Raw genomic sequence first — 26,988 nt, forward strand, 5'->3', positions numbered from 1 at the left:
CATAGTCAAATTATAAAGCAAAACCTAAGAAATTTCTAACATCCTGTCAAGCGCCTTTTTTGCGGGTATCCGGATATCTTCCGGCACCTTTATGATATTTGTCATCGTCTCAAGCGCCCTGAGCACGCTGTTAAGCGTGGTCTTCTTCATATTGGGGCATATCATGTCTTTTCTTAATGTGTAAAAAGTCTTGCCCGGATTCTCTTTCCTAAGCCTGTATAAAAGCCCTATCTCAGTGCCTACGATAAACTCATTAGCGTCAGACGCTGCCGCGTACCTCAGCATCCCTGATGTGCTTGTAACATGGTCAGCAGCCTCAAGAACCTCAAGCCTGCATTCAGGGTGCGCCATCACAAGCGCGAGGGGATGTTCGGCCTTCGCCTTCTCAACATCCTCTTTTCTGATCCTGTCATGAGTATGACAGAATCCGTCCCATGCGATGACCTCTTTTTGGGTATTTTTCGCTATCCACGCTGAGAGATTTTTATCCGGGATACATATGACCCTGCCAGAGTCGAGTGATTCAACCACCTTTACCGCATTGGCTGATGTGCAGCATATGTCGCTCTCTGCCTTTACAGCAGCGGTGGTGTTGACGTAAGTGACAACAGGCACGCCGGGATGAGCTTTCTTGATGTCCTTCAGAGTGAAGTCAGCGGGGTAGGTGTAAGCGTCAGTATATTGATAACCGGGAAACTCGGTTATCGCATTTCTCGGGCCGTCCACAGTTATCATGTCAGCCATGGGACAGAAGGCGCCTAACTCGGGCAGAAGTACCGTCTTGTCAGGAGAGAGTATGGATGCGCTCTCCGCCATGAAATTCACACCGCAAAAGACGATAACATCGCAGTCTGTTGATGCCGCCTTTCGGGAGAGCTCCAGAGAGTCGCCTGTGAAGTCAGCAAGCTCCTGAACCTCGTCACGCTGGTAATTATGCGCGATTATCAAGGCGTTTCTTTGCTCTTTCAGCCGCAGGATCTTTTCAATTATGGCGCTGTGCTCGGTCATGATGACTTGCAATATAACATGCGTATATATATAAGGTCAATCAGTAGTTATATGTAGTTATATGTAAGGCGCTCCCGTTGCCTGTGCTATAATTACTATCATTATTATGAAGAAACCGATCGTTGCGATAGTAGGAAGGCCGAATGTAGGAAAATCCACCCTTTTTAACAAAATGGTTGGGAAGCGGCGCGCTGTTATCGAGGATATCCCCGGTATCACAAGGGACAGGCTGTATGATGAGGCAAAGTACGATGACAAAAGGTTCATTGTCATAGATACGGGCGGTATCCATCCTGACCCTCATAAGGATATGGACAGCGAGGTGCGGGAGCAGGCTCTGGTTGCGGTGGAAGAGGCTGACATTCTGATCATGATGATGGACGCGGAGAGCGGCCTTCTGTCTGCTGACATGGAGCTTATCAACCTTCTCAGAAGATACAGTAAAAAAACCTTTTACGCGGTAAATAAGATAGACGGAATAAATAAAGAGAAGAGCCTTCTAACGGATTTCTACGCCGCCGGCATTGATATATTCCCTGTTTCAGCCTTGAACGGTTATGGTTACCATGATTTCATGGAGAAGGTCACAGAGCTGATCCCTGATTTTGATGAAGAGGAATCAGAATATCCGAGGATATCGATATTAGGACGTCCGAATGTCGGCAAGTCCACTCTTGTCAATTCCCTTCTCGGCAAAAAGAGGATGATAGTCAGCGATGTGCCGGGCACTACAAGAGATGCTGTTGATTCAATATGCTCGTACTACAAAAAGAACTATGTGCTTGTTGATACCGCAGGGATCCGCAGAAAGGGCAAGATGGCTGAGACCTTTGAAAAATATTCTTTCATGAGGACGGTGAGGAATGTTGAGAACTGCGATGTTGTCCTGATGGTGCTTGACGCGTCTGAAGGCGTTGTTGAGCTTGACCTGAAGATAGCAGGGCTGATATATGAGTCAGGCAGGGGCGCGATAATACTCCTGAACAAGTGGGATCTTGTGGATAAGGAGGAGATGTCACTCAAGAAGATGGAGGCTGAAATATATCAGAAGCTGTGGTTTATGCGGCATGTCCCGATATTGACGGTATCCGCATTGAGCAGGCAGAGGGTCACCAACCTCTTTTCCCTTGTTGATGAGGTCATTGCAGAGAGCGCAAAGAGGATCAGCACACACCAGCTTAACCTGTTCATTAAGAAGGTCACTTCACTTAAAGAACCCCCGATGCACGGAGGCAAGCGTGTCAAGATAAAATATATAACCCAGGTCAAGACCAAGCCTCCGGGATTTATCATATTTACCAATAATAAAGAGGGCATGAAGCCTCAATATATCAGGTTCATTGAAAAACATATGAGGGACTCGTTCGGATTCAAGGGTGTGCCGTTAAGCATATTCGTGAGACAGAGTGAGGTCAAGAAAATACCATAATGTATGTCATCAGATCACTTGGAAGGAGCCTGGCCGCTTTTTTGGAGGACGATTGCCTGTATCTATCTGCCTCGATATCATATTTCCTTATCGTTTCCATTGTGCCGCTGAGTCTGCTGATACTCGCGCTCTTCGGGTATTTTCTCGGTGAGAGCCAGGAATTCTACCAGTTCGCCGTCTCCGGGCTGTTAAGCGCTTTTCCTTCTGTAACCAGCAGTGTAACGGCTGAACTTCAGAACCTGATCATATTCAGGGGCATAAGTTTTTTTACCTTTCTGGTCTACTGTTTTCTGTCGCTGCAGCTATATTACTCCATGGAGCATGCGATGAATGTAATATTTGATGTCCCGCAGAAGAGGCATTTTTTCATATCTATATTATGGTCTATTCTGACCGTGACGCTGGTCATGTTATCTTTAATACTCGCTTTCCTGCTCAGTTCTTTTGCAGGAGTCTTTCACGTCCATCCGATGAATATCTTCGGAATAGCGGTTGGTGTAAAGCTGGGAATTTTCCTTAAATATATCGCCCCTTATTTAATGGTGCTTTCAGTATTCACAGCTATATTCATGATAGTTCCAAAGGCAAGGGTACGCACTCTGCACGCTGTTTCGGGAGCTGTTCTTGTAGCTATCTTGTGGGATCTGGGCAAAAACTTTTTTACATGGTATGTGAAGAATGTGGCTGATCTCGGAATGATATACGGTTCGCTGACAACATTTATATTCGCTCTTGTCTGGATATATTACTCATCATGCATCGTTCTTCTTGGCGGAGAGTTTGTTTCCTGCCTGGCTGCTTCACACAGGGAAAAGCCGTGATATTCTCACTTAAGGCTTAAGAATGCCATTGTTTCGATATGAAATGTCTGAGGGAAGAGATCGACCATTCTTACTGAGTTGAACTCGTATCTTGTCAGGAGTTTTTTGATATCTCTCGCAAATGTAGTCGGGTTGCACGATATGTATAATATTTTTTCCGGCAGCATCTGGAGAACGTTATCTGTTACCTTGTTGGAAAGCCCGAGCCTCGGAGGGTCAAGTATCAGTATGCCAGGCCTCTGTTCAGCCTGAAATTCTTCAGCCCTGGACTTCACAAACCTGTAGCGGGTTATATTGTTCAACTCCAGATTCCTCATGCCGTCATCAATGGCATATGGGTTCTCCTCAATGCCGGTCACTTCGCATCCTTCAGCCAATGGCAGAGAGAAATTGCCTGCGCCTGCGTATAGGTCCAGTATCTTTTCTTTGCCAGTGAGTTGCAGCTCCTTTTTAATCAGCCTTATCATTGCGATGTTAACATCCCAATTGCTCTGGAGGAAGCTCATAGGAGAGATGGAATATTTAAGCCCGTCAAGATCCAGAGAAAGATACGGGTCTCCGAAGTTCAAAGCCATAGTCTCTCCTGTATCGATCGAAAGCCCGGGAAATCCGGCATCTGTGAATTTTGAGACCAGGCTGTTAAGGTCGACATTGTGCGGGAATTCCCTTGAGACCTTTAAGAGAGCGACGGGCCTGTCCCCTGAAGTTATATGAAGCTCTTTGATGCCATGCATTTTTACCAGTTCTCTTGCTTTTTGGAAATGCTTGTTGAGATCATCAGTCATGATCAGGCACTTATCTATATTCACCACATCTCTCGTATTCTCTTTGTAAAAGCCTGAATCATCGCCCTCAACCTTAAACTGTCCCCTGATCCTGTATTTCCAGGGGCTATTCCCGACTAATGACTCTGAAAGATCGATCTCGGTCTTTGCTATCCTCTTGAGGCAGTTGCTGAGGATGTCCTCTTTCATCTTTATCTGCTGCTCATATGGTATATGCTGAAGATGACAGCCCCCGCATATTCCAAAGTATTCACATTCCGGCTTTACTCTGTCAGGGGAGGGTTCAATTATTCTTGATACAGTTGCTGTGATGTAATCCTTTCTGTCTTTATCCACTGTCACTTCAACCGTCTCGCCGGGCATAGTCTGTCCGCTGACCATAACTACCTTGCCTTCAAGCTTGGCTATATATACATTGCCGTATGCCGGGCGTTCGATCTTTAATGTGAGTTTATTGGGTGTCATGACTGACTATGCGGCGTTCCCAATTTCTTTTGATTCATATTCAGGGAACATAATTATTGCCGGATGAACATCAAATGTTTTGGCAAGCTGTTCAGCGCGTTTTTTTCCGATATCAATTTTCTTATTCTCCAAAAGACTGATATTGGTAACAGTTATGCCGGAACGGCGCGCAAGTTCAGCCTGAGTCCAGCCTTTCAATTCGCGGAGCATACGAATTACTTCACCTGTTGATAAAACAGCATGGGCTTTTGCTGCGCCAAATGTGCCATAAGCTGATTTCATTTAGTCCTCCTAATATTTATGCGGGGTTATTTCCATAACGTCGACAGTAACGATGTTCTGTTCTATCGTGTATATAACCCTGTATTGGTCGCTCAATCGTGATGAATGCTGCCCTCTGCGTTCGCCTTTAAGCTTCTCATCATGAAATCCTGGGAACTCTTTCAATTTATTCGGGCCATGACGAAAAACAATATTTTTCCAAAGTTCATATTTCTTGACTATATGTAATGGCAGCTTCAGGCATGTCTTTGCAATTGTACGATGTTCCCTGATATGCCACATTATTAAATATAATAACTTATCAAATCTGATAATTCAAGCCCCAGGAACGTGCCTATACACAGCAGTTCATTTTATAGATATGGAAGTCCGACTTCCATAATATTGTCTTTAACAGAGGCACAGCTCATCAGCCTGTTTCTTTAAAGCAGCGGCTTTTCTGGGCGTGAGGGAGAGAAGCTTGGCAATCCTGCCCTCACTCATAACAGCGAGGTCTTTGAGGAGGATGATATCATCTTTGATAAGTGTGCTGATAAGCCCGGACTTGATCCCTGAAATAATTGTGACAGGGTAGAGTTTTTTGTCCTCGATCATCTTCTGCAGGCTGTCACCATCAGGGTAGCTCCAGCTTCTTATATTGAGGCCCATGCACTTTGCGTATGTGACTGCGTTTGATGTGCAGCGCGTGTTTGTCACGAGCCAGCCTTTGAAGACTTTGTCAGGATGCATAGCTTTCATGGTCGGCCAGAGGTCGTGAAACCTTGAGTGCACATACAGCGCGGTCTTTACATCCGTAGTCCCGCCGGCGGTGTTCCTGTATTTGCACTCTACGAGCGAGACCTCGCCTTCTTTCACTGCATAGACATCTACTTCATGATCGATACAATTGCCTTTAATAATTACGCCGGTCTTGACCTTGTAGCCGTAATTCGTCATGACCGCGCCTAAATATTTTTCAAAAGGATAACCTGAAGGGCCCAGCCTGAAGATGGCATTCTTCAATGAATACCTGAGCCCTGCCGAATGATTGAGGGCCTTGAGATGTTTTTTTGCAAGCCTGTAAATCTTTCTGGTGCTGGTAACTGCGGGTATCTCATCAATCATCAGGTCTATTATCTCATCAGCCTTCTCACTGTCAGCCCCTGACCGTACAAGTGAATCATGGAGCTTATTCAGGTTGATGTCTTCAACAGCTCCGGAGGCTTTTTTGACCTTTATGTTTGCCGGTTTTGACATATTAATTTCAATAATGGAGACACTCTCAAAAAATGATATCGAATACGGTTGTTGGAGCTATTTTGATTCGAAGTTCTTTCTGTGTTCCTTTAGTATCTTGCAGACGTCATCAACATCATCGACAAGAGAGATCAATCCCATGTCCTCAGGATCGATTGCGTTATTTTTGACAAGAGTTTGTTTGAACCAGTCTATGAGGCCGCTCCAGTAATCTTTGCCGATAAGGACGATCGGAAAAGGGCTGATCTTCTTTGTCTGGGAGAGGGTAAGCGCTTCAAAGAGTTCATCCATAGTACCGAAACCGCCGGGAAATATTACAAAGGCGCTGGCATACTTTATGAACATCAGTTTTCTTACAAAGAAGTACCTGAATGAGAGCGAGATATCCTGATATTTATTCGGTATCTGCTCTGCAGCTATCTCAATATTAAGGCCGACAGACTTGCCGATGCCTTCTTTTGCCCCTTTGTTCGCGCCTTCCATTATGCCGGGCCCGCCGCCGCTTATGACTGCAAAACCTTCTTCCGAGAGCTTTCTCCCGAGGTCTACAGCCATCTCGTAATAAAATGATCCCGGTGTCATCCTGGCGCTGCCGAAGATGGTTACAGCAGGACCAAGGTCATGCAGCGTCTCAAATCCTTCAACAATTTCAGCCAGTATTCTGAAGATGCGCCAGGGTTCAGAATTTTTTAAGTCATCCATAAATATGCCTTTTGTTTAAAAGTGATTAGGTGCTTATTTTGGGATCTCAAGCTTCTGAGGTTCGCAGAGCAGTTCGGAATTGATAGCGACCTTTCCGCATTTCTTGCACTGGTACCTGTCTGTATGCACTTTATTGTGGCAGTATGACGGGGGAGCGACACCTGCGCTTCCGCACCAGTCAGCCTTTTTTACCATGCCCTGTACTTTGCAGATATTGTTTTGATCAAGCGCCACAGCTCCGCAGTTTGCGCATACAAACGCGCGGGTCTCTTTTGGAAGGGGGACGTGTACCTTTTTTTCTTCTGACATTTCAGCCTCCTTTAAAGTATTACAGTTTTAGGATTAATAGAGGTAAGTAATATAATGAAATATAACATAAGGGTGCGCATTTTTTCACATTGAATGACAGGGATTGGGATACGTTGCAGCAGTGGTGTGCTACATCATTATCAGCAGGCTCATCATGGCGATAGACCAGATGATATCTATCGGCAGCTGAAGTTCAGAGTTTGAATCAAGCAGAAGGTCAAAGCGGGCAGGAAACTCCTCGTCGGTCTCCCACAATATAAGGATGACCGGGAATTTCGGAAGGGGATAGAGTTTAATAGACGCATCGCCATAGCCCATCCTCTCTCCGCCGAGCTCTTCACCTCTTCTTACAAATGCATCGGCGTCATTGCCGTATCTATCAGCAAGCTTATCAAGCGGCAGCAGGTGAGACCCTCTGAAGAAGATATCCCCGCCTTTTAAGTTTAATGGTTTCAGCAGTTGCCCTGAAAGCGGGATGTCCTTAAAGTTCACAAGATATGAGATCATGGACAGCCTTGAGAAGTAGCCGAGCCTCTGAAGGATGATCTCGCTCAGAGGGGAATCTCCGTAAAATATCTCATCTTTCGGAAAGACAGTGATGTCAGTTCCAAACGATCTCATATGATAGGCTTCTGATTTATTGTCGAAATCCACTCCGGCTCTTCTGCATACATCTTCAGGCGACATGCCTCTCAGATCGTCCCATCCCTTTTTTTCTCCTGATGACATGGTTTATTATACTAAAGTAAGTTTCTTAACGCCTCGATATTGAATGTCAGTCAAACGGACTACCCCGTAGCAGCGCTTCGAGGACTCTTTTGATTAAAGGAATAATATGATACAGGTCTCTAATTTAGAAAAGTCGTACGGCAAGCAGACACTATTTGACAATGTGAGTTTTACCATCGCTCCGGGTGAACGCATCGGTCTGGTCGGCAGGAACGGGCACGGCAAGTCCACATTTTTTCGCATGCTTATCGGGGAAGATCATCCTGACTCAGGCATCATCAATATACCTGACCACTATTCAATAGGGCATCTTTCGCAGCATCTCCGTTTTACAGAGAAGACGGTTTTGAAAGAGGCATGCCTCGGGCTTAAGCCGAATGAATACGGCATTGACGAGACATATAAGGTTGAGACGGTACTGCACGGGCTTGGATTCTCTCCTGCCGATCTGGAACTTGACCCGAAAGACCTTTCAGGCGGATATCAGGTAAGGCTGAGCCTTGCAAAGGTGCTTGTTTCAGAGCCGAACCTTCTTCTGCTTGACGAACCTACAAACTATCTTGATATCGTCTCTATCCGCTGGATAAAAAAGTTTCTGAGCAACTGGAAGAATGAGCTTATCCTGATCACGCATGACAGGAGTTTTATGGACACTGTTATAACCCATACCATGGCGATCCACCGCTGCAAGGTACGCAAGATGATCGGCTCAACAGACAAGCTCTATCAGCAGATATTGCTGGAAGAGGAGATCCATGAGCAGACTCGTGTGAATGAAGCAAAGAAACGGAAGGTGACGGAGGATTTCATAAACAGGTTCAGGGCAAAGGCTACGAAGGCCAAGGCTGTGCAGTCGAGAGTGAAAGCGCTTGAGAGGAAAGGTACTCTGGAAAAACTTTCTCATATTAAGAACCTGGATTTCCAGTTCAAGAGCGCGCCGTTCAATGGGAAGAGGCTTCTTGAGGTTCAGAACCTCTCATTCTCATATGACAAAGACACGAAGCCGTTAATAGAGGACTTCAGTATCGCTGTGGGCAAGTTTGACCGTATAGCGATAATAGGCCAGAACGGTAAGGGGAAGACCACTCTTTTGAGCATTCTTGCCGGAGAACTTCCGCCCCAGAGCGGGAATATCAGCCCTCACCCTGCCATGAAGATCGCCTACTTCGGCCAGGCAAATATTGAGCGGCTTAATCCTGAACTGACCGTTGAGGAAGAGGTTGCGAGTGTTCAGCCTGAATATCACAGGACATCTGTTCGCAGCATATGCGGCCTTATGATGTTCAGCGGGGATGATGCTTTAAAGAAGGTGGATGTGCTTTCAGGAGGCGAAAAGAGCAGGGTGCTGCTTGCGAAACTGCTTGTCAGCCCTGCCAATATGCTTATGCTTGATGAGCCGACCAACCACCTGGATATGGAATCCGTTGACTCGCTTACAGAGGCTATAAATGATTTTGAGGGCGCTGTCATAATAGTCACTCATAATGAGATGCTTCTTCATGCTATGGCAACAAGGCTTATAGTATTTGACGCGGGCAAGGTGACGCTTTTTGAAGGCACATACCAAGACTTCCTTGACCGTGTGGGCTGGAGCGATGAGTGTGAGATAACTCTCTCTGCCGGCAAGGCTGATGTTGTCCCAACCAAGCAGATAAATAAAAAAGAGATGCGCCGTCTCAGGGCTGAGCTTGTCACAGAGAGGTCAAAGGCAACCGCTGAGATGAAGAAGAGGATAGCTGAGATCGAATCAACCATCACGCAGCTTGAGAAGAAGGCCGGCGATGAGAGCCAGGAGCTTATCAATGTATCGCACAAAGGCGACAGAGATTCTATCAGCCGCCTGTCAAAGTCAATAGATAAATCAAAAGGCAGGATCGAGGTGCTCTTTATCGAGCTTGATGAGCTTACAGCGAAGCATGAAAAAAGATTGAAGGAATTTGAAGAGAGGCTGAATGAATTGTCATAACAAATATGTTTTCATTCTTATAGCCGCATTGTCATTACTTGCGGCTTCCTGCTCGCTATGGGAAGTCAAGCCTCCACTGAAACCCGTAAAGATTGCCGTTGTTTTAGGAGCAGGCGCGTCAAAAGGTTTTGCGCACATAGGTGTTTTGAAAGTCCTTGAAGCAAATAAAGTGCCGATTGACATGATAGTCGGGACGAGCGCGGGGAGTTTCGTAGGCAGCCTGTACGCATACGGCTACAATGCGTTTCAACTGCAGGAGATCTCTTTTGCAATAGAAAGAGGTGACATCGTCGATTTCGGCATTCCCGATAAAGGTTTTATTAAAGGGGATGCGCTGGGGGAGTTTATCAACGCGAAGGTAAAAAATACTCCGATTGAAAACTTAAAGATCCCTTTTTATGCTGTTGCTACTGATATCCAGAGCGGGGAGGAGAAGGTTTTCAGCAGCGGCAACACAGGGACGGCCGTGCGGGCTAGCTGTTCCATTCCCGGAGTCTTCATGCCCGCGCAAATAGCGAACAGGCTTTATGCTGACGGCGGCATTGTCAGTCCTGTGGCTGTTGACGTTGCAAGACGCCTCGGCGCGGATATTATTATTGCAGTTGATATTTCCGCTGATATTGATAATACGCTGCCGGTGGGCACCATTGATATGATACTCAAGTCAGTTAGCATCATGCATTCCAAGATCGCTGCCGAGCAGATCAAAAAGGCCGACGTTGTGATAAAACCAAAGGTCGGATATATCGGCTCAAGCGATTTCACCAAACGGCATGAAGCCGTTCTTGAAGGTGAAAAAGCAGCTACTGAAGCTTTACCAGAAATACAGAATATCATCAGTAAACTAAGGCAGGAAGGCTGAATTAAGGAGTGCCAGTGGTCGCCGTAGCGAAAGGGGTGTGTCATAATCTTCAGCAAGCTAATTTCTATGCCGTCATTCCCGACTACAATCGGGAATCCATCTGCTTGTTTTATATAAGTTGGTATTTTGATCGGATGGGTAATACCCCCTGTAAATTGTGCCATCCGTAGTTAGAGTGTAAAATATAACATGTTAAAAATAGGGAACCTCGAATTATCTTCAAACCTCATCCTTGCTCCGCTCTCAGGAATAAGCGACATGCCTTTCCGCATGATCAGCCGTTCTTTCGGCTGCAAGTTCGCATTTACAGAGATGATCAGCGCCCACGCCATTGTTCAAAAGAGCAAAAAGACAGAGGATATGCTTCTAACAGTTCCGGAGGACAAACCTCTGGGCGTGCAGCTTCTTGTCAGTGAGCCGGACTACATTGAAAAGGCGATTGAGATTGTTAACAAGCACGACTTCCCTCTTCTGGACATCAATTCCGCATGTCCCGCAGGCAAGGTAACACGCAGCGGCAAGGGCGCAAGTATGATGAAAGACCCTGAAGGATTGAGAGAGCTTCTTAAGATCGCTGTCAGGAATTCCAGGGTTCCGGTCACTGTAAAGATAAGGGCCGGGTGGGATAAGGATTCTGTTAATGCAAGGGATGTGGCTCTTCACGCTCAGGATGCAGGCATAAGCGGGCTCTTTATCCACGGCAGGACAAAGAAGCAGGGCTACAGCGGGAGCGTTGACTACAATGTGATAAGGGAAGTTAAAGAGGCGCTGGATATTCCGGTCATCGGAAGCGGTGATGTCTTTTCTCCCGATCTTGTTAAGAAGATGTTTGACGAGACCGGCTGCGACGGTGTCGTGATCGCAAGAGGCGCGCTCGGCAACCCGTGGATATTCAGGGAGGCTGAGGCGTTTCTGAAAGACGGCTCGATAATTGAACGTCCTCATATTGATGAGATAACAGACGCCATAGCAAAGCACATGGAGATGCTGATCAATCTCTATGGCGAGAGCAGGGGAGTAATGGTATTCAGGAAGTTCTTTGCCTGGTACCTTAAAGGCCTGAGAAATATTAAACCGTTAAGGGAAAGGGGATTCAAAGCAGTTACGAGAGAAGATATAGTGGTGCTGATCGAGGAACTTAAAAGTTCTGAAAGAACATTTCATGCTCATGAACAACCTGATTGATCTTCCATGATTTTAGATTTATTGCTTGCTTTGCTGACGGTGTCTTACAAAAGATATGAGGAAGGCTGTTAATGATAGCAGGGCAATCAGAGTCGCAAGCGGCCCAAAATTTAACAAGCCCCAGCTCATGCCTACAAGCGGCAGAAGGCTCCAGCGGACCATAGTACGCAATGTGTCATGCTTTGCTATGAAGTTGGCAACCGGCGGGGAATATTTATAATAAGTCTGTACAAATGAATTGCCGATCGCATTTGTTATCAAAAATCTGTCGCGGAAGTTGCGGAGTATTTTTACATGGGGCTCCATAAAAGATCCGTAAGCAGCAGTGGCTATAAAGCATCCGCTTTTGTTGCCGGCTCCGCCTGAACCTGCTGTACCTGATGATGAATCCTCACCAAGCCCTGACGGGTCTACTATTACACCGTTTGCAATGCCATCGTCATCTCCACGGCCTCCATCGATAAAGTGGAGCGTTACGGTGCTGCCGTTTATCTCAGCTCCGGTCTGTCCGTCAAACATGAACTCATGCCATCCACCAACCGGGCTGTATTTATACCAGACATAACCGGCAGGAGCAGGCGCGGGCAACTGGATGGTCACTGTAGCGGTGTCTCCATGGTTAGGAACTGCTACTTCTATATCAAATAGGCCGAATATAAGATTGTTGGGTTTGTCTGTCGCATCCTCTATGGTATTTGGGTCAATGCTACGGAACTTTCTTAGGTCATTGTCAGAATTAACGATGTTTGTTATTTCTGAATTTTCCGTTGTTATTATAGTTGAGCCTGGAGTTGAGTCTGCAACCAAAGGCTGCAACTCAATTAACAGAAAGGTCCCGTTGGAAACTTCTGTGCCTGCTCCAAACGGCACAAGTAATAGCGTGCCTGTTGAGGTTAGTACTGTGTCAGAGATCAGGTAATTTGGATCAGTTAATGAAGTTCCGGTGTTTAAGATAACATTCTCACCTTCTAAACCAACTATTACAAAAATGGATCCGATTAGAGTTATATCTCCAGGTGGTGTGGTAATTATGTCGATGGGTGGTGTATCTATAGGTGTGCTAATGATGTCGCCAGGTAGTGTTGCATCTATGCCGTCAGGTAGTGTGGCATCTATGCCGCCAGGTGGTGTGACAATGATATCAGCATTACCAATGTTTAAACCTATAGGGAAGTATATGTTGTAAATAAATAGATGATTGAGCGGAAGAAGCAGTAATAATGCTGTCAGGAAAATGATCTTCTTTTTCATTATCTCTAAATGTGGTTTCTTATCTTAAAGCTTAAAATTCTTATTAAGCCTGCAAGACCAGATGTATAGAGACATATTAGTGGATGGCTAAGTTTTTGTCAATCTTTATTTTACAGATGTAAAGATGTCGTTACAGAAGCTCAATCCCGAACTTTTTGAGGCAATCAGCCAAGGCGGCAAGCGGCAGGCCGATCACGTTAAGGAAATCACCTTCTATCTTTTTCACAAGAAGCGCTCCAAGCCCCTGAATGGCGTATGCACCGGCCTTATCAAGCGGCTCTCCTGTTTCGACATATGAGGCGATCTCCTTTTCAGTGAGCTTTTTAAATGTCACTTTTGTCTCGACTGACCTTGATATCTTCTTTTTCGTTGCCGTATCCAAAATGGTAAATCCGGTAATAACGGAGTGTGTCTTGTTGTTGAGCAATGTCAGCATCCTCTTTGCTTCTGTTTTGGTGTGAGGCTTGCCGAGGATTTGACCTTTATAAAGAATGAATGTGTCGGCAGCGATGATCAGTGCATCTATATGTCTTGCGGCAACTGCATTTGCTTTTTCATGTGAAAGGAACCTTGCAAGCCGGTGAGGCTTTAATTTCAGGGAGAGGTCTTCTTCATAATCGCCGGCATCAATCCTGAATTTGAGTCCGGCGTTCTTGAGTATCTCTTTTCTCCTCGGGGACTTTGACGCGAGTATTATCTGCTTCATTGTTGCGATAGCCTTGATGAGAATATTTACTTAAAGCAGGCCTTGTAATTCTTCCAGCAAAACCAATAACCTTTCTGATCCTTTCATAAGACTTTCATCGAATTTCTTGATTTGCCTGTAGTATACGGAGACGTCATGCTCGCTGTTGCGATATGCTTCCCTGTTTTTGATCTGTTCATTAATTGAATTAGAGTGTGGTATCGTGCTTCTGATCTTAATGAGTGTATCCCCTTTCAACGCATCAGGCACGTTCATTTTCAAGAGGTCGTCAAAGCCTGAGTGGAGGTATTTTAGAGGATGTATAATATTGTTTTCATCAAAAATGGTATCTAACTCTTTTCTCAGCAGGTCAATATTGGATTTTAATATTTCCAGGTTGGATGATACTTCCTGACTGATAATCGATAATAGCTTGTTCCCTTTTTTTCTTGCCGATCTCCTGATCTTGAAGCTGTCCCAGAGCATTGCAAGTACAAGCCCTGATGTTATTCCTGCAATAAATCCTTTTAACCATTCGGACACGATAAATTTCTCCTGTACAAGAAAAAAGAAGAATTAAGGGATCAAAAATATTAATATGATCAATTTAGTATTAACTGTAATCTACTATTTTTACTATCACATGTCAATAAGTTTCGCTAATTATTATATGCATTACGTTTGCCATTTATCACATATTTATATATCATATTTAAAACATTTCTATTTATGAAGTACTTTTCCTCCATAAACCTTTTAGCGCTGTTAACTCTTTTACTAATCAGCTGTGTTACGCCTAACAGTAATTATTCATCCGACATAAATGAGAGCCTGAAAAATTCACCGACTTCACAATCCGTCGTAAAGCTTCCTGTTAATAATGAAAGTGAGCCCCTAATGTTTTCACCTCCGGAAAGCAATACTGACATTACTCCTGAAAATACCACGTCCACATTAACAGAAAATATCGTATCTCCCTTAGCGGAGGTGGAAGAGGAGAGCGGGCAGAACCTGCTTGACACGGCTCTTGATTTTTGCAATGCATCTCAGGAGTCCTGGGCAGACGGCAACTTTGAGGAAGCGATAGAGGCTTTGGATCAGGCATATAATATGGTGCTGAGTGTCGATACGGAAAATAACCCCACGCTTATTCAGCAGAAAGAAGACCTCAGGTTCATGATATCAAAGAGGATCCTTGAGATTTATGCTTCACGATATACCGCAGTTAATGGCGAACATGAGGCTATCCCTTTGATCCTGAACAAGTATGTTCAGAGGGAGATCGAGCTTTTCCAGGGGTATGAGCGGAACTTTTTTGTAGAATCTTACAAACGCTCCGGAAGGTATCGTGAGAAGATCGTTAAGGCATTAAATGAAGCGGGCATGCCGGAAGAGCTTTCATGGCTGCCGCTTATTGAGAGCGGGTTTAAAGTGAGGGCGCTTTCAAGTGCCCGCGCTCTTGGTTTATGGCAGTTCATCCCTTCAACAGGTTATAAGTTCGGGCTGAAAAGAGATAACTGGATAGACGAGAGGATGGATCCTGAAAAATCCACTGCTGCTGCTATTGCTTACATGACCGAGCTTCATAATATATTTGGTGACTGGACAACGGTTTTGGCCGCTTACAACTGTGGAGAGGGCAGGGTTCTCAGACTTATACGTGACCAGAGCATAAATTACCTTGATAACTTCTGGGATCTTTATGAGAAGCTTCCTAATGAGACAGCGAGATATGTTCCGAGGTTTCTGGCCACGCTTCATATACTAAAGGATCCGGAAAAATTCGGATTTACGCTTGAGGAACTGGATGAGCCTGTTGAGTACGAGACTGTGTCTGTTGAAAAGATATTGCAGCTTAAGACATTAGCTTCCGTATTAGATGTTCCATATGAGAAACTTGCTGATTTAAATCCGGAACTCCGTAATCAGGCGACTCCTTCCAAGCCATATTCATTAAAAGTCCCGCCTGGAATGGAGAATATATTGCTCTCCAAGCTTGATACTATACCTATATGGTATCCGCCTGAGAAGGTCTATGTATATCATAAGGTGAAAAAAGGCGAGACATTATCAATGATAGCGTCAAAATACAGCACGAGTGTGCAGAATATCGCCAGGGCTAATAATATAAAAGAGAAGCAGGTTATAAGGGTAGGGCAGAAGCTTAAGATACCGAGTGGAAGCGAAATAATTGCCAGCAGCCCTGTGGCCGCACCATCTGTTGAGATGCCTTCAGATGGGATTTATCGCGTTAAAAAAGGGGATTCGTTATGGAAAATAGCCAGTAAATTCAATACTGATACAAGCACCCTCAAGCGCATAAATAATATGAAAACAACACAACTTGAGGTGGGCCAGGTCATTAAGGTGACAGGGTCACTTGCTGAGACAGCTTCTGATAGTAAGTATCGTGTTAAAAAAGGCGATTCATTATCGTTGATAGCGAAGAAGTTCAATACAAATACAAAGGCACTGCTGCGTATCAATAATCTGCAAAACACCAGCCTTAAGGTCGGGCAGGTTCTTAAAGTAAGTCAATAAACAATAGGTCATTTTCAGTATGCCTTCTATTGAAGAATCCCTTCTTATTTTTAAGAATAAATGTGAAATAATTCTGTTACAATTATTCCAATGAGAAAAAGTTTTTTTATAATAATATTTGCTGCTGTATTTGTTTTCCTTCTTACATCAGGCCACATTTTTTCATTAAATGCTGAACTGGTCAATCCATTGCCCGTTAATAAAATGGCAGAGCTTTTAAACAAGCGAATTAATGCTGCCGGTTCACATGCAAAGATAATTGTTGGGGACGAGAAGTTACACACTTCAATAATCATCGCGCGTTTATATAAGGAAAGGGCTTTTCAGCCTGTATGGGTTCAGGATCAAAATTTCCTCATTGCTGCCGCAAAACTGACTGATGCAATTAACGATGCATACCTGGAAGGATTAGCTCCTGGACATTATCATCTTGAGCAAATAAAGTCAGTTATGAAGAAGGTTCGCAAAGATATTGGCAATGAATCAGTTTCTGCCATTGAAACTCTTGTTGATCTTGATCTGCTGCTGACAGATGCCTTTCTAATGCTCAGTTGTCAGTATTCTGCCGGTTGTGAGAATCCTGCAGCGATGGAGTCTAAGCGGGCCGCAACTATTGAAGAGACTAATATTCTGGCGGTATTAGAGAGCGTTTTCAGGGAAAAGCGGATAAAAGAGGCCTTAAATGGATTGCTCCCATCGGATGAGGGTTATGCCAGACTTAGGAAAGCGCTGTCTGAATACCGTGTAATTGCTGAAAAGGGCGGATGGCCAGAAGTGTCTTCGGGCCCTTTGCTTTCCAGTGGTAAAAGGGACAATCGTGTTATTGAGCTCAGAAATCGTCTTCTCATATCAGGAGATTATATTCCTGGCAACAATAGTGTTGAAGCGTTATTTGATGATGCGCTTAAAGATGCAGTCTTGAGGTTTCAGAACAGGCATGGGCTTAATATGGACGGGGTAGTAGGCAAAAACACCCTCAATACTTTAAATATTTCAGCCGAATCACGAGTTAGGCAGATAGAGCTTAATCTGGAGCGTTTGCGGTGGAGCAGGAACAAGCCTTTTAATCGTTATGTAAGGGTTAATATCGCTGACTTCAGGCTTGATGTAATTGAAAAAGAGAGGAGCGTTATGTCGATGAAGGTTGTTGTTGGGAAACCTTACTGGAACACTCCGGTTTTTGATGATTTAATGACCCATATTGTTTTTAACCCTTCATGGAACATACCAATGAGCATTGCGATAAATGAGGTGCTGCCAAAGATCAAATCAGCAAAAGATTATCTAACGGCCCAGAATATAATTGTACTTAATGGGTTTGGGGATGACGCACAGGAGATAGCTCCTGATTCCATTGACTGGTCAAGAGTGTCAGATGATAACTTTCAGTTTAATCTTCGACAGAAACCAGGGCCTTTGAACCCTCTTGGCCGTGTAAAATTCGTTTTCCCCAACAGGTTTAATGTTTACATGCACGATACACCTTTTAAACGCTATTTCAGTAATGAGGCACGTGGTTTCAGCCATGGCTGCATAAGGCTTGAAAGGCCTGTAGAGCTTGCTGAATATTTACTCAAGGACGATCAGGGGTGGCCGGCTGAAAAAATACAGGAAGCCATAAGTAATGGGAAAGAGAAGTATGTAAAACTTGCGGAACCAGTAGCTGTTAATATCATTTACCTGACAGCATGGGTTGATCAAGAGGGCCAGGTTCAGTTCAGAAATGACATATATGGGAGAGACAAGAAGCTTGATAACTACCTGAAAACTCAATAATAAGTTTGTTAATTTTTAAGACGTGGAAAGAATAACTTAATTAATGTATAATTTAACTTTCTTTAAATCTAAATATGAAAGTGGGGATGTGGTTGTTTATTAGTATGATTATGGTGAGGAAGGAGTTGAGACTGTTTGGATATTAAAGTTCATGGAAGTGATATCGAAAAAGCGTTAAAGATCTTGAAACGCCAGCTACAGAAGGAAGGACTTTTCAGGGAGATCAAGAATAGAAAGTTTTATGAAAAGCCTTCGGAGAAGAAGAAGAGAAAGAGGATTGAAGCAAGAAAGAAGAGGATGAAGGCGTTAAAGATGAGGACTGAAACAAAGTAAGAAATTAATTTTTCTATTTGGTTAATCGGAAAGGCTGGTTCTGCTGCAAAGCAGGATCAGCCTTTTTTGTATTAAGGCATAACTCAAGATATGGAGAAAACAGGAAAGGTATATATTGATTCAGTGAAGACAAAAAACCCCTGCATTTAATGCAGGGGTTTTTTTAAGTTTGTAAGTTAGATTTTTACAACATTAATAGCTTTAGGGCCCTTCTCGCCTTCCTCAATGTCAAAAGACACTCTCTGTCCCTCAGCCAGGGTTTTATAACCTTCACCCTGTATTGAGGTATGGTGAACAAATACATCACCGCCATCCTCACTTGTGATAAAGCCAAACCCCTTGGAATCATTAAACCATTTTACTGTTCCTTCAGCCACTTCTTTACCTCCTTTAAATAGATGTTACTGTTTGATTTAGCTTCTAAAGGCCTTGATCAGCATTAGTAAAGTATAAGTGATTACAAATGCCTTTAGAACTTTGGGAGTAACATAACATGTTTTAAGAAAATAAGTCAATTGATTTGTATTGTCCTGTGAAGCCCAAAAGATACTGATACTTATTTATGAGAAAAACCCTTAACCATGTTCCTTCCGCTCTCTTTAGCATTGTACAGTGCTCTGTCTGCAATAGCTATCAGTTCTTCACACCTGATATCTCTGCCACCTCCGTCATAATATCCTACACCAATACTAACAGTAATATTTATTCCGTCAAAATCCGACCTTTCAATAGTGCTTCTAAGCCGCTCTCCTATCTCCATTCCGTACTGATATGAAGAATAAGGAAGTATAAGGGCAAACTCCTCACCCCCGTATCTGGCAGCTATATCCGTGACCCTGGTAATACTTCTAATTATCTCAGCAATTCTCTCAATAACCTTGCTGCCGACGGGATGGCCATATCTATCGTTTACCTTTTTGAAAAGGTCTATGTCCATCATTATTACGGATATCGGATAATCATATCTCAAGGAACGGGCTATTTCTTCTTTGAGCCTTAATTTAAAATATTTTTGATGATACAGCCCGGTATGGCCATCAGTAACTGCTTCCTGATACAGTGCGGCATTTTGAATTGCAATTGCGACCTGATTTGCAAAAGTCTGCAGTATCATTACATCATCAATATCGAAATTGCCATCTATTTTGTTGATCAGTTGAAGTACGCCGATAATCTTGTCTTTATCTCTGACAGGGACACAGACCATGCTCCGGGTCTTAAATCCGCTAATCTCATCAATTCCATTGTAAAACCGCATGTCTGATGATACATCATGAATTAATACCGGTTCGCTGTGCTCTGCAACCCAGCCTGCAATCCCCAGGTGTTTTTTTAATCTTACCGAATTTATTTCGTCACACTTTTCACCTACAGCAACCTCAAAAAAGAGTTCTCCAGCATTATGATCAAGGAGTAAAAGGCTGCCGGCTTCCACTCCTAATAGTCTTATAGCAGACTCAATTGCCAATTTATTAACGACAGAAGAATCAAGCGATGAAGTCACAAGGGCGGTCATCTCAATTAATGTGTTAAGCTGCTTTAATCGCTTGTCTTCTAACTCGTTCATTTTATCAGCATGGATAATTGTTGGATGATAGTTGTCGTCGGCTAAAAAATAAAATGTAACGGATTAAATTTATTCTGGCATGGCGCAAATCCTGGAAGCATACAGATAAAACAAAAAAGCGGAAGAACTGTTACCAGTACCTGACACTGCCGATATCGACATGAACAAAGTTTGATCGAGGGTAGTAGCCTACCCCGCCGGCCTTCAGTTTTGTTGCAATATTTCTTAAAGATTCAATGCTGCGGCCGGGAACCTTAATATCCACAGCCATTCCATAGATATGAAAACTGTTACTACCAACTCCTCTGCTTGTCTTTCTTAGCATCGCGTTTGTCTCGGGTGACCGGTATCCTGACATTACATGAAAAGGCTGTCTGGCTTTCATCTTTTTGTTAATGACATACAGGAGATCCAATAGTTTGGTATCAATATCTTTTATGCCGCCTGTACGATAATCACGCAATATAAAATTTATCTCAGCAAGTGAATCAGGTATATATGCGTTGTCCTGCCAGTAAACGGTCTTAAGCTTCTCGTCAGTATGAATATTATAAAAATAGAGAGATCTTTCAGGAACCTTCATTTCCTCAAGGGATGCCGTAACATATGAAGGGAAAAGAGTGGTAGCAACGGTAGCAGCTCCCAACGCAAGAAAACTTCTGCGGCTTAGTCCATTATTTGTTTTGTCACATGATTTATCCGGTTTCATAGCAGATCCCAAGTTGGACTAACTTAATACTGTAATTTTTCAACAATAATCACTTGAAATTATAGTATTACGATTTTAAAGAAAAATGATAGAAAATGCAACCAGAAAAATAAAAGCACAACGATTTATTAAATATGAAAATAAGGTAACTTATTATAATTAAAGAATAATTATAGGAATTTAGGTAATCGTGCACTTTAGCCGACATCCCCCAAGACAAACTGGATGATGCTTATTGCAGTTATGGGAGATGTTTCAGTGCGGAGTATCCTTGGGCCAAGGGATACTTCGGTAAATCCTTTAGCAACAGCGAGAGATGCCTCATATTTTGAGAACCCGCCTTCAGGCCCGACAAGTAGTATGATCTCTTTTATGTTGTGACAATTGTTCAATACTTGCTTAAGATTTCTTTCCTCGTACGATTCAGAGCAAAGCAGTTTTAGAAATCCAGAGTCATTTGAAGCAGGGGGTTGGGTATCGGCGAATTTCTTAAAATCTATTGGTTCAATGATTTCAGGGACTATCTCTCTTCCTGACTGCTGGGAAGCGGAGAGGGCGATCTTTCTCCATCTTGAGACTTTATCGGTAGTTCTTACCTGAGACCGTTCAGTTATGAGAGGAACTATTTTGTTTACTCCGAGCTCTGTGGATTTTTGGATGATAAGATCCATCTTATCGCCTTTAGCGAGTCCCTGGATAAGCGTGATTGAGATTGGAGATTCCGATGAATAAAATTCTTCTTTGATAGGATTAACAGTTATTGCTTTTCTATGAACAGTTAATATCTTGCAGATATATCTCTTGCCGTGTCCGTCAAGGATCGTAACGGATTCACCGGGTTCAGCTCTTAATACAAGAGAGAGGTATCTTGCATTCTCCCCGGTTATGACGATCTCTTTTGAGGCAAGCTGTTCAGGCGGGAGAAATATACGGGCCATGGTTAGTTATTGATAGGTAAAATATTTCAATGATAGATAATTATGATTTTGCCTGATGGTTGCTGAAGATATCTTTTACTTTGTCCATAAACTTTTTAGATATATCATCACCGCTGATCTCTGCAAATTCTTTAAGGAGCTCTTTCTGCCGTTTGGTGATTTTTTTAGGAACATCTACAACCATGGTTATGTACTGGTCACCTTTGCCGTATCCGCCCAGCTTCGGGACACCCTTTCCCCTCAAATGAAAGATCTTGCCCGAAGGAGTTCCTGAAGGGATAGTTAAAGGCTCTTTACCGTCTATTGTAGGCACTTCTATTTCCGAACCAAACACAGCTTTGACAAATGATATTGGAACCTCACAGTGAAGATCGTTCCCTTTACGCTTAAAGAAAGGGTGGGGCTCCACATTAATAACTACATAAAGATCTCCGTTAGGGCCGCCATGAATCCCTGGTTCACCTTCTTCCGATACCCTGAGTCTTATCCCGGTATCCACCCCTGCCGGAACTTTTAAGTTGATCGAACTCTTCTTTTTTATTTTGCCAATGCCTTTGCATTCAGCACATGGGTCAGTGATGATAGATCCTTCGCCCTTACATTGGCCGCAAGTCTTTGCCATTGTGAAAAATCCCTGCTGAATCCTTGTTTCCCCCGTGCCCTTACAGGTTGAACAAGTCTCAGGTTTTTTCCCAGGTTTAGAGCGTGATCCGTTACATGACCGGCACGTCTCCCATCTCGGGAGATTCAGTTCTTTCTCAACACCGTATACGGCTTCATGCAGGGTTAAGTCAAGGTCATATCTGAGGTCATGCCCCTTTACAGGCCGAGTCCTTCCGCCTGCAGCGCTGCCAAAAAAGCTTCCGAATATATCTCCAAAGATATCTCCGAAATCAGATGCTCCGCTGAAACCGCCGAAACCGGCACCCATGCCTTCTGCTGAGCCGAACTGGTCATAATTAGCTCTCTTATTCTGATCGCTGAGGCATGAATAAGCCTCATTAATTTTTTTAAACTTTTCTGTGCTCTCATTGTCACCCGGGTTTCTGTCAGGATGGTATTTGAGCGCAAGTCTCCTGTAAGCTTTTTTTAATTCATCTGCAGATGCGCTTCTCTCAACCTCTAAAATACTGTAGTAGTCTTCGCTCAATTGTTGCTTTCCTTATTTATCCTTGTCTGTTTCCTCAAATTCTGCATCAACAACATCATCTTTTTGCCCTTGCCCTGAAGAAGCTTCCTGATGGTCTCCATGCTGGGCGCCTGCCTGCTCTGCTCCCGCAGAGGTTGTCTTGTATATCTCTTCAGCAAGTTTATGCGATGCCTTGGTCAGTTCCTCAACTGCTTCCTTCAGCTTGTCAGCGTTATCGGTAGTGTCTTTCAGTTTTTTGCATTTATCAATTGCATCATTGAGCTTTCTCTTCTCTTCTTCTGATATCTTGTCGCCATGTTCTTTAACTGACTTCTCTACCGAATATACGAGCGTGTCCGCCTCGTTCTTTGCCTCAGCGAGGGCGCGCCTCTTTTTATCCTCTTCAGCATGAGATTCTGCGTCAACAGTCATCTTCTTTATCTCTTCTTCAGATAATCCGCTTGTAGCCGTAATCCGGATAGACTGTTCCTTGCCGGTTCCCTTGTCTTTTGCTGCTACGTGAAGGATTCCATTTGCATCTATATCAAAAGCTACCTCTATCTGAGGAATGCCTCTTGGGGCAGGCGGGATACCGGCAAGTTCAAAATTGCCGATAAGCTTATTGTCATTTGCCATCTCCCTTTCTCCCTGGCATATCTTTATCGAAACTGCAGGCTGGTTGTCTGCCGCGGTAGAGAAGACCTGGCTCTTCTTTGCAGGGATGGTTGTATTTTTCTCAATGAGTTTAGTAAAGACGCCTCCCAATGTCTCAATACCGAGTGAAAGCGGGGTTACATCAAGGAGCAGAACATCCTTTACGTCACCCTTAAGCACGCCTCCCTGAATAGCAGCTCCGGCAGCGACTACCTCATCAGGGTTTACACCTTTTGAAGGCTCTTTTCCAAAGAAATCCTTGACTATCTGCTGAACTCTTGGAGTTCTGGTCTGCCCGCCTACAAGTATTACTTCATGAATGTCGCTTGGCTTAAGGCCGGCATCGGCAAGAGCGGTTTTACATGGCCCGATTGTTCTGTCGATAAGGTCGCCTACAAGCTGTTCAAGTTTGGCGCGTGACAGTTTTATTACAAGATGCTTTGGCCCGCTTGCATCAGCTGTGATGAAGGGCAGGTTTATTTCCGTCTCCATAGCTGTAGAAAGTTCGATCTTGGCTTTTTCGGCATTTTCTTTAAGTCTCTGAAGAGCCATCTTATCATTATGAAGGTCGATACCTGAGTCTTTTTTAAACTCCTCTACAAGCCAGTCCATGATCTTCAGGTCAAAGTCATCACCGCCAAGGTAGGTATCACCGTTTGTGGATTTGACCTCAACAACACCTTCTCCGATCTCAAGGATAGAGACGTCAAACGTTCCGCCGCCGAGATCATAGACTGCGATCGTCTCCTCTTTCTTTTTATCCATACCGTATGCAAGAGATGCTGCGGTCGGTTCATTTATTATCCTTAGGACGTTCAATCCTGCTATCTTTCCTGCATCTTTTGTTGCCTGACGCTGGCTGTCGTCAAAGTAAGCAGGAACGGTTATGACCGCATCTGAGACTGTTTCGCCGAGATAATCTTCAGCAGCCTGCTTTAACTTCTGGAGTATCATCGCAGATATCTCAGGCGGAGAGTATGTTCTGCCGTGAGCCTCTACATGTGCGTCATTATTTGATGCCTTGACTATCTTGTATGGAAGTTTTTTTATCGCCTGTTTTGATTCGTTCGAATCAAACTTTCTTCCCATAAGTCTCTTTATAGAGAATATGGTATTTTCAGGGTTTGTTATCGCCTGCCTTTTGGCTATCTGGCCTATCAGTCTCTCGCCTTTGTCTGTGAAGGCGACTATTGAAGGCGTTGTCCTGTTTCCTTCCTGGTTTGCTATTATTGTTGGCTCACCGCCCTGCATAACTGCTACTGCCGAGTTGGTGGTTCCAAGGTCAATTCCTATTACTTTCCCCATCTTTTTACTCCTCCTGTTTTTTTAATCTATTGTTTGATTATTTTTGTTTTGACTCAGTTTATTTAGCTTGAGAAGGCTTTTTCGAAACTTCCACTAATGATGCTCTGAGTAATCTGTCTTTTAACATATACCCTCTCCTATGCTCTTTTGCCACAATGTTTTCCTCAACCTCATCTGTCTCTATCTGGGATATTGCATGGTGGACAGACGGGTCAAAAGGTTTATCCTTTGCTTCAATTGAAGTTAACCCGTACTTCTCTAAAATGGACTTGAAATCCTTTAAAGTTAATTCTACTCCTTTTGACAGTGATTGTGAATTTTGTTCATCGGATGAATGCTGAAGTGCAAGTTCCAGATGGTCAATAACGCTGAGGAGGTCTTCAATTATTCCTTCGTTTGCATATTTAAGAAACTCCTGCCTGTTCCTTTCGGCAATCCTTTTATAGTTTTCAAAATCAGCGTATAGCCTGATATATTTGTCATTCGATTCAGCAAGTGACTCCTCAAGTTTCTGGATACTCTTTTCTTCGGAACCTTCTTTCTGAGGGTTGTCTACATTATTATATACAGTATCTTCAGTGAGTTCCTTATTTTCTTTTTCTTCTTCTATCATAAATTGTTTCTCCTTATGCGTCAGACAGGATTTCTGTCAGTGTTTTGGCTGTATGGGCAACGATAGGTATCAGTTTTTTATAATTCATACTTGTTGGGCCGATAACACCAATAGTGCCGATTATATCTTTATTATCTCTGTAGGTAGAAGCAACCATGCTTAATTCTTTCATGGTTGGGAAAATGCTCTCCATTCCGACAAATACCTGGACTCCTTTAGAATCACTGACATTCTGCAGCATCTTTAAAAACAGATGTCTGTCTTCAATCGCCTGCAGTATCTCTTTCATTTGTTTCAGATTGGCGAAATCAGGCAGGTAAGATGTGCCTGCAAGTTCATTTATATCAAGATTGTCAGATTCATTGCTTATGAAATCTTTGCACTTGGTCAGTATGTCTTCAATATACTCATTCCTTGATTCCTCATCCTGTAGCCGCAATGATAACTGTGTTTTTGCCTTACTGAAAGAAAGACCTTTTATAAGGTTGGTTAAATAACCTGATAAAACATCCAGGTCATTCTGTGAGAGTGATCCACTGAGGTTAAAGAAGTTGCTCCTTACACTCTCATCATCTGCTATCAAAATGCACAAGACCTTATTGTCTTCATACTTGATAAGTTTAATATGCTTTATCAGAAGTTGTGCTGCTTTTGATTGTGTAGCAATGGAAAGGCATCGGGAGTAAAATGATAGCGATTTTGCAGCTTCTTTTATGAGCTGACTTGCATCATCTTGAATAAATAAAAGTCTCCTCGTTAGGTTATCAAATATGGTTTTGCTTACAGATAGATTGCGTTCCTTTAATAATGAATTGACATAAAGCCTGTACCCTCTTTCTGTAGGTATTCTGCCTGCTGAAGTATGAGGCTGTTTTACATATCCCATATCTTCCAGAGATGCCATAATGCTTCTGACAGTGGCAGGTGAAAGGCCAAAGGAGAATTGCTGAGTGACTTTGATTGAACCTACAGGAGCATTTAAGGTAGTATAACTTTGTATAATTGCCCAAAGGATTTTTCTACTTCTTTCGCTGAGTTCGTCCATATCGATTAGCACTCTTTATGTTAGAGTGCTAAGATTATAACAGCAAATATTAATGAGTGTCAAGAAGTGCAGGACTGTTTTATTTAGACCGATTTCTTGTTTAATTGTTGAATATTTTATTAAATAAAAAATATTTTCTATTTGCCATTGACGTTATTTTTTTTATGTGCTATATTATTAAGCTGTCTTAACGAGTATCACTAAAAGACAGACCGCTCTTTGAGAAATTTAAAAAGTAGGCCTGCAAGTCAATTAATTAATGAGAGTTTGATCCTGGCTCAGAATGAACGCTGGCGGCGCGCCTAACACATGCAAGTCGAACGGGGTTATAGGGAAAAGCTGACTTCGGTTGGTGGATCGCTATGACCTAGTGGCGAACGGGTGAGTAACGCATAGGAAATCTGCCCTTAGGATTGGGATACTCCCGAGAAATCGGGCTCAATACCGAATATGATTACGAGGTGAAATGCCTTGTGATCAAAGCTGCGAGCAATCGTGGCGCCTGAGGATGTGCCTGTGTCCTATCAGCTAGTTGGTGAGGTAATGGCTCACCAAGGCTAAGACGGGTAGCCGGACTGAGAGGTCGATCGGCCACACTGGAACTGAGACACGGTCCAGACTCCTACGGGAGGCAGCAGTGGGGAATTTTGCGCAATGGGCGAA

Annotated in this window: 27 protein-coding genes and 1 rRNA gene; 9 read left to right on the top strand and 19 right to left on the bottom strand. The window is 43.5% G+C overall.

Going from position 1 to position 26,988, the window contains the following annotated elements:
- Positions 1-24: 24 nt before the first annotated feature.
- A complete protein-coding gene (gene nadA / locus HY807_07425) occupies positions 25-1,008 on the bottom strand; it encodes a quinolinate synthase (GenBank protein MBI4826237.1) in 984 nt (327 codons plus the stop codon).
- A 106-nt stretch (positions 1,009-1,114) separates the two neighbouring features.
- Between nadA and der the strand changes: the two genes are divergently transcribed.
- Positions 1,115-2,437 (top strand): ribosome biogenesis GTPase Der, encoded by a 1,323-nt coding sequence (der, locus tag HY807_07430; protein ID MBI4826238.1) that lies wholly within the window; start codon positions 1,115-1,117, stop codon positions 2,435-2,437.
- Positions 2,437-3,258, top strand: a complete 822-nt coding sequence (locus tag HY807_07435; protein ID MBI4826239.1) for a YihY/virulence factor BrkB family protein — start codon at positions 2,437-2,439, stop codon at positions 3,256-3,258. Before der ends, HY807_07435 begins: the two co-directional genes overlap by 1 nt.
- A 5-nt stretch (positions 3,259-3,263) precedes the next feature.
- On the opposite strand, the gene HY807_07440 is transcribed toward HY807_07435, so the two are convergent.
- The 7 genes from HY807_07440 to HY807_07470 form a co-directional block, all read right to left on the bottom strand.
- Positions 3,264-4,508 carry a class I SAM-dependent RNA methyltransferase gene (locus tag HY807_07440; protein MBI4826240.1) on the bottom strand — a complete coding sequence of 415 codons (1,245 nt, stop codon included), beginning with the start codon at positions 4,506-4,508 and terminating at the stop codon, positions 3,264-3,266.
- A 6-nt stretch (positions 4,509-4,514) separates the two neighbouring features.
- Positions 4,515-4,790 (bottom strand): helix-turn-helix transcriptional regulator, encoded by a 276-nt coding sequence (locus HY807_07445; GenBank protein MBI4826241.1) that lies wholly within the window; start codon positions 4,788-4,790, stop codon positions 4,515-4,517.
- Between the two features lie 9 nt (positions 4,791-4,799).
- Positions 4,800-5,072, bottom strand: coding sequence for a type II toxin-antitoxin system mRNA interferase toxin, RelE/StbE family (locus HY807_07450; protein MBI4826242.1), 273 nt, complete (start codon positions 5,070-5,072; stop codon positions 4,800-4,802).
- Positions 5,073-5,180: 108 nt separating this feature from the next.
- The gene (locus tag HY807_07455; protein ID MBI4826243.1) at positions 5,181-6,026 is read right to left on the bottom strand and encodes a restriction endonuclease; all 846 of its coding nucleotides are present in this window, start codon (positions 6,024-6,026) and stop codon (positions 5,181-5,183) included.
- 57 nt (positions 6,027-6,083) lie between these two features.
- A complete protein-coding gene (locus HY807_07460) occupies positions 6,084-6,728 on the bottom strand; it encodes a TIGR00730 family Rossman fold protein (GenBank protein ID MBI4826244.1) in 645 nt (214 codons plus the stop codon).
- Positions 6,729-6,761: 33 nt separating this feature from the next.
- Positions 6,762-7,037 (bottom strand): hypothetical protein, encoded by a 276-nt coding sequence (locus HY807_07465; protein MBI4826245.1) that lies wholly within the window; start codon positions 7,035-7,037, stop codon positions 6,762-6,764.
- A gap of 129 nt (positions 7,038-7,166) precedes the next feature.
- The gene (locus tag HY807_07470) at positions 7,167-7,766 is read right to left on the bottom strand and encodes a DUF3786 domain-containing protein (GenBank protein ID MBI4826246.1); all 600 of its coding nucleotides are present in this window, start codon (positions 7,764-7,766) and stop codon (positions 7,167-7,169) included.
- Between the two features lie 106 nt (positions 7,767-7,872).
- Here HY807_07470 and HY807_07475 point away from each other — a divergent pair, with 106 nt between their 5' ends.
- The 3 genes from HY807_07475 to dusB all read left to right on the top strand — a co-directional run bounded on the left by HY807_07475 (position 7,873) and on the right by dusB (position 11,779).
- Positions 7,873-9,732: an ATP-binding cassette domain-containing protein gene (locus tag HY807_07475; GenBank protein ID MBI4826247.1), complete on the top strand. Its 1,860-nt coding sequence runs from the start codon at positions 7,873-7,875 to the stop codon at positions 9,730-9,732.
- Entirely contained in the window at positions 9,719-10,594 is an 876-nt protein-coding gene (locus HY807_07480) for a patatin-like phospholipase family protein (protein ID MBI4826248.1), read from the top strand. The genes HY807_07475 and HY807_07480 overlap by 14 nt, the downstream gene beginning before the upstream one ends.
- Before the next feature lie 189 nt (positions 10,595-10,783).
- Complete coding sequence (gene dusB / locus HY807_07485; protein ID MBI4826249.1) at positions 10,784-11,779, top strand: tRNA dihydrouridine synthase DusB; 996 nt, start codon at positions 10,784-10,786, stop codon at positions 11,777-11,779.
- An 18-nt stretch (positions 11,780-11,797) separates the two neighbouring features.
- Here dusB and HY807_07490 read toward each other — a convergent pair whose 3' ends face one another.
- From HY807_07490 to HY807_07500, 3 genes are all read right to left on the bottom strand, one after another.
- Positions 11,798-13,030, bottom strand: a complete 1,233-nt coding sequence (locus HY807_07490) for a hypothetical protein (GenBank protein ID MBI4826250.1) — start codon at positions 13,028-13,030, stop codon at positions 11,798-11,800.
- A 130-nt stretch (positions 13,031-13,160) separates the two neighbouring features.
- Positions 13,161-13,736, bottom strand: a complete 576-nt coding sequence (gene maf, locus HY807_07495) for a septum formation inhibitor Maf (protein MBI4826251.1) — start codon at positions 13,734-13,736, stop codon at positions 13,161-13,163.
- Between the two features lie 30 nt (positions 13,737-13,766).
- Positions 13,767-14,258 (bottom strand): hypothetical protein, encoded by a 492-nt coding sequence (locus HY807_07500; GenBank protein MBI4826252.1) that lies wholly within the window; start codon positions 14,256-14,258, stop codon positions 13,767-13,769.
- Positions 14,259-14,444: 186 nt separating this feature from the next.
- Between HY807_07500 and HY807_07505 the strand changes: the two genes are divergently transcribed.
- The 3 genes from HY807_07505 to HY807_07515 all read left to right on the top strand — a co-directional run bounded on the left by HY807_07505 (position 14,445) and on the right by HY807_07515 (position 18,365).
- Entirely contained in the window at positions 14,445-16,256 is a 1,812-nt protein-coding gene (locus tag HY807_07505; GenBank protein MBI4826253.1) for a LysM peptidoglycan-binding domain-containing protein, read from the top strand.
- Between the two features lie 204 nt (positions 16,257-16,460).
- On the top strand, positions 16,461-18,032 hold the full coding sequence (locus tag HY807_07510; GenBank protein ID MBI4826254.1) for a L,D-transpeptidase family protein: 1,572 nt from the start codon (positions 16,461-16,463) through the stop codon (positions 18,030-18,032).
- Positions 18,033-18,167: 135 nt separating this feature from the next.
- Entirely contained in the window at positions 18,168-18,365 is a 198-nt protein-coding gene (locus HY807_07515; GenBank protein ID MBI4826255.1) for a 30S ribosomal protein S21, read from the top strand.
- Between the two features lie 176 nt (positions 18,366-18,541).
- On the opposite strand, the gene HY807_07520 is transcribed toward HY807_07515, so the two are convergent.
- The 8 genes from HY807_07520 to hrcA all read right to left on the bottom strand — a co-directional run bounded on the left by HY807_07520 (position 18,542) and on the right by hrcA (position 26,325).
- Positions 18,542-18,742, bottom strand: a complete 201-nt coding sequence (locus HY807_07520; GenBank protein MBI4826256.1) for a cold-shock protein — start codon at positions 18,740-18,742, stop codon at positions 18,542-18,544.
- 179 nt (positions 18,743-18,921) lie between these two features.
- Positions 18,922-19,932 (bottom strand): sensor domain-containing diguanylate cyclase, encoded by a 1,011-nt coding sequence (locus HY807_07525; GenBank protein MBI4826257.1) that lies wholly within the window; start codon positions 19,930-19,932, stop codon positions 18,922-18,924.
- A 130-nt stretch (positions 19,933-20,062) separates the two neighbouring features.
- Positions 20,063-20,641: a YcbK family protein gene (locus tag HY807_07530; protein ID MBI4826258.1), complete on the bottom strand. Its 579-nt coding sequence runs from the start codon at positions 20,639-20,641 to the stop codon at positions 20,063-20,065.
- Between the two features lie 197 nt (positions 20,642-20,838).
- Positions 20,839-21,579 (bottom strand): 16S rRNA (uracil(1498)-N(3))-methyltransferase, encoded by a 741-nt coding sequence (locus HY807_07535; protein MBI4826259.1) that lies wholly within the window; start codon positions 21,577-21,579, stop codon positions 20,839-20,841.
- Positions 21,580-21,619: 40 nt separating this feature from the next.
- Positions 21,620-22,729, bottom strand: a complete 1,110-nt coding sequence (gene dnaJ / locus HY807_07540) for a molecular chaperone DnaJ (GenBank protein MBI4826260.1) — start codon at positions 22,727-22,729, stop codon at positions 21,620-21,622.
- A gap of 12 nt (positions 22,730-22,741) precedes the next feature.
- Positions 22,742-24,667 carry a molecular chaperone DnaK gene (gene dnaK, locus HY807_07545; protein ID MBI4826261.1) on the bottom strand — a complete coding sequence of 642 codons (1,926 nt, stop codon included), beginning with the start codon at positions 24,665-24,667 and terminating at the stop codon, positions 22,742-22,744.
- A gap of 58 nt (positions 24,668-24,725) precedes the next feature.
- Positions 24,726-25,280 (bottom strand): nucleotide exchange factor GrpE, encoded by a 555-nt coding sequence (gene grpE, locus HY807_07550; GenBank protein MBI4826262.1) that lies wholly within the window; start codon positions 25,278-25,280, stop codon positions 24,726-24,728.
- A 13-nt stretch (positions 25,281-25,293) separates the two neighbouring features.
- Positions 25,294-26,325 carry a heat-inducible transcription repressor HrcA gene (gene hrcA / locus HY807_07555; GenBank protein MBI4826263.1) on the bottom strand — a complete coding sequence of 344 codons (1,032 nt, stop codon included), beginning with the start codon at positions 26,323-26,325 and terminating at the stop codon, positions 25,294-25,296.
- Between the two features lie 255 nt (positions 26,326-26,580).
- Here hrcA and HY807_07560 point away from each other — a divergent pair.
- A 16S ribosomal RNA gene (locus HY807_07560) occupies positions 26,581-26,988 on the top strand; the annotation flags it as partial.

The sequence above is a fragment of the Nitrospirota bacterium genome, from assembly GCA_016207885.1.
Classification (GTDB): domain Bacteria; phylum Nitrospirota; class Thermodesulfovibrionia; order UBA6902; family UBA6902; genus JACQZG01.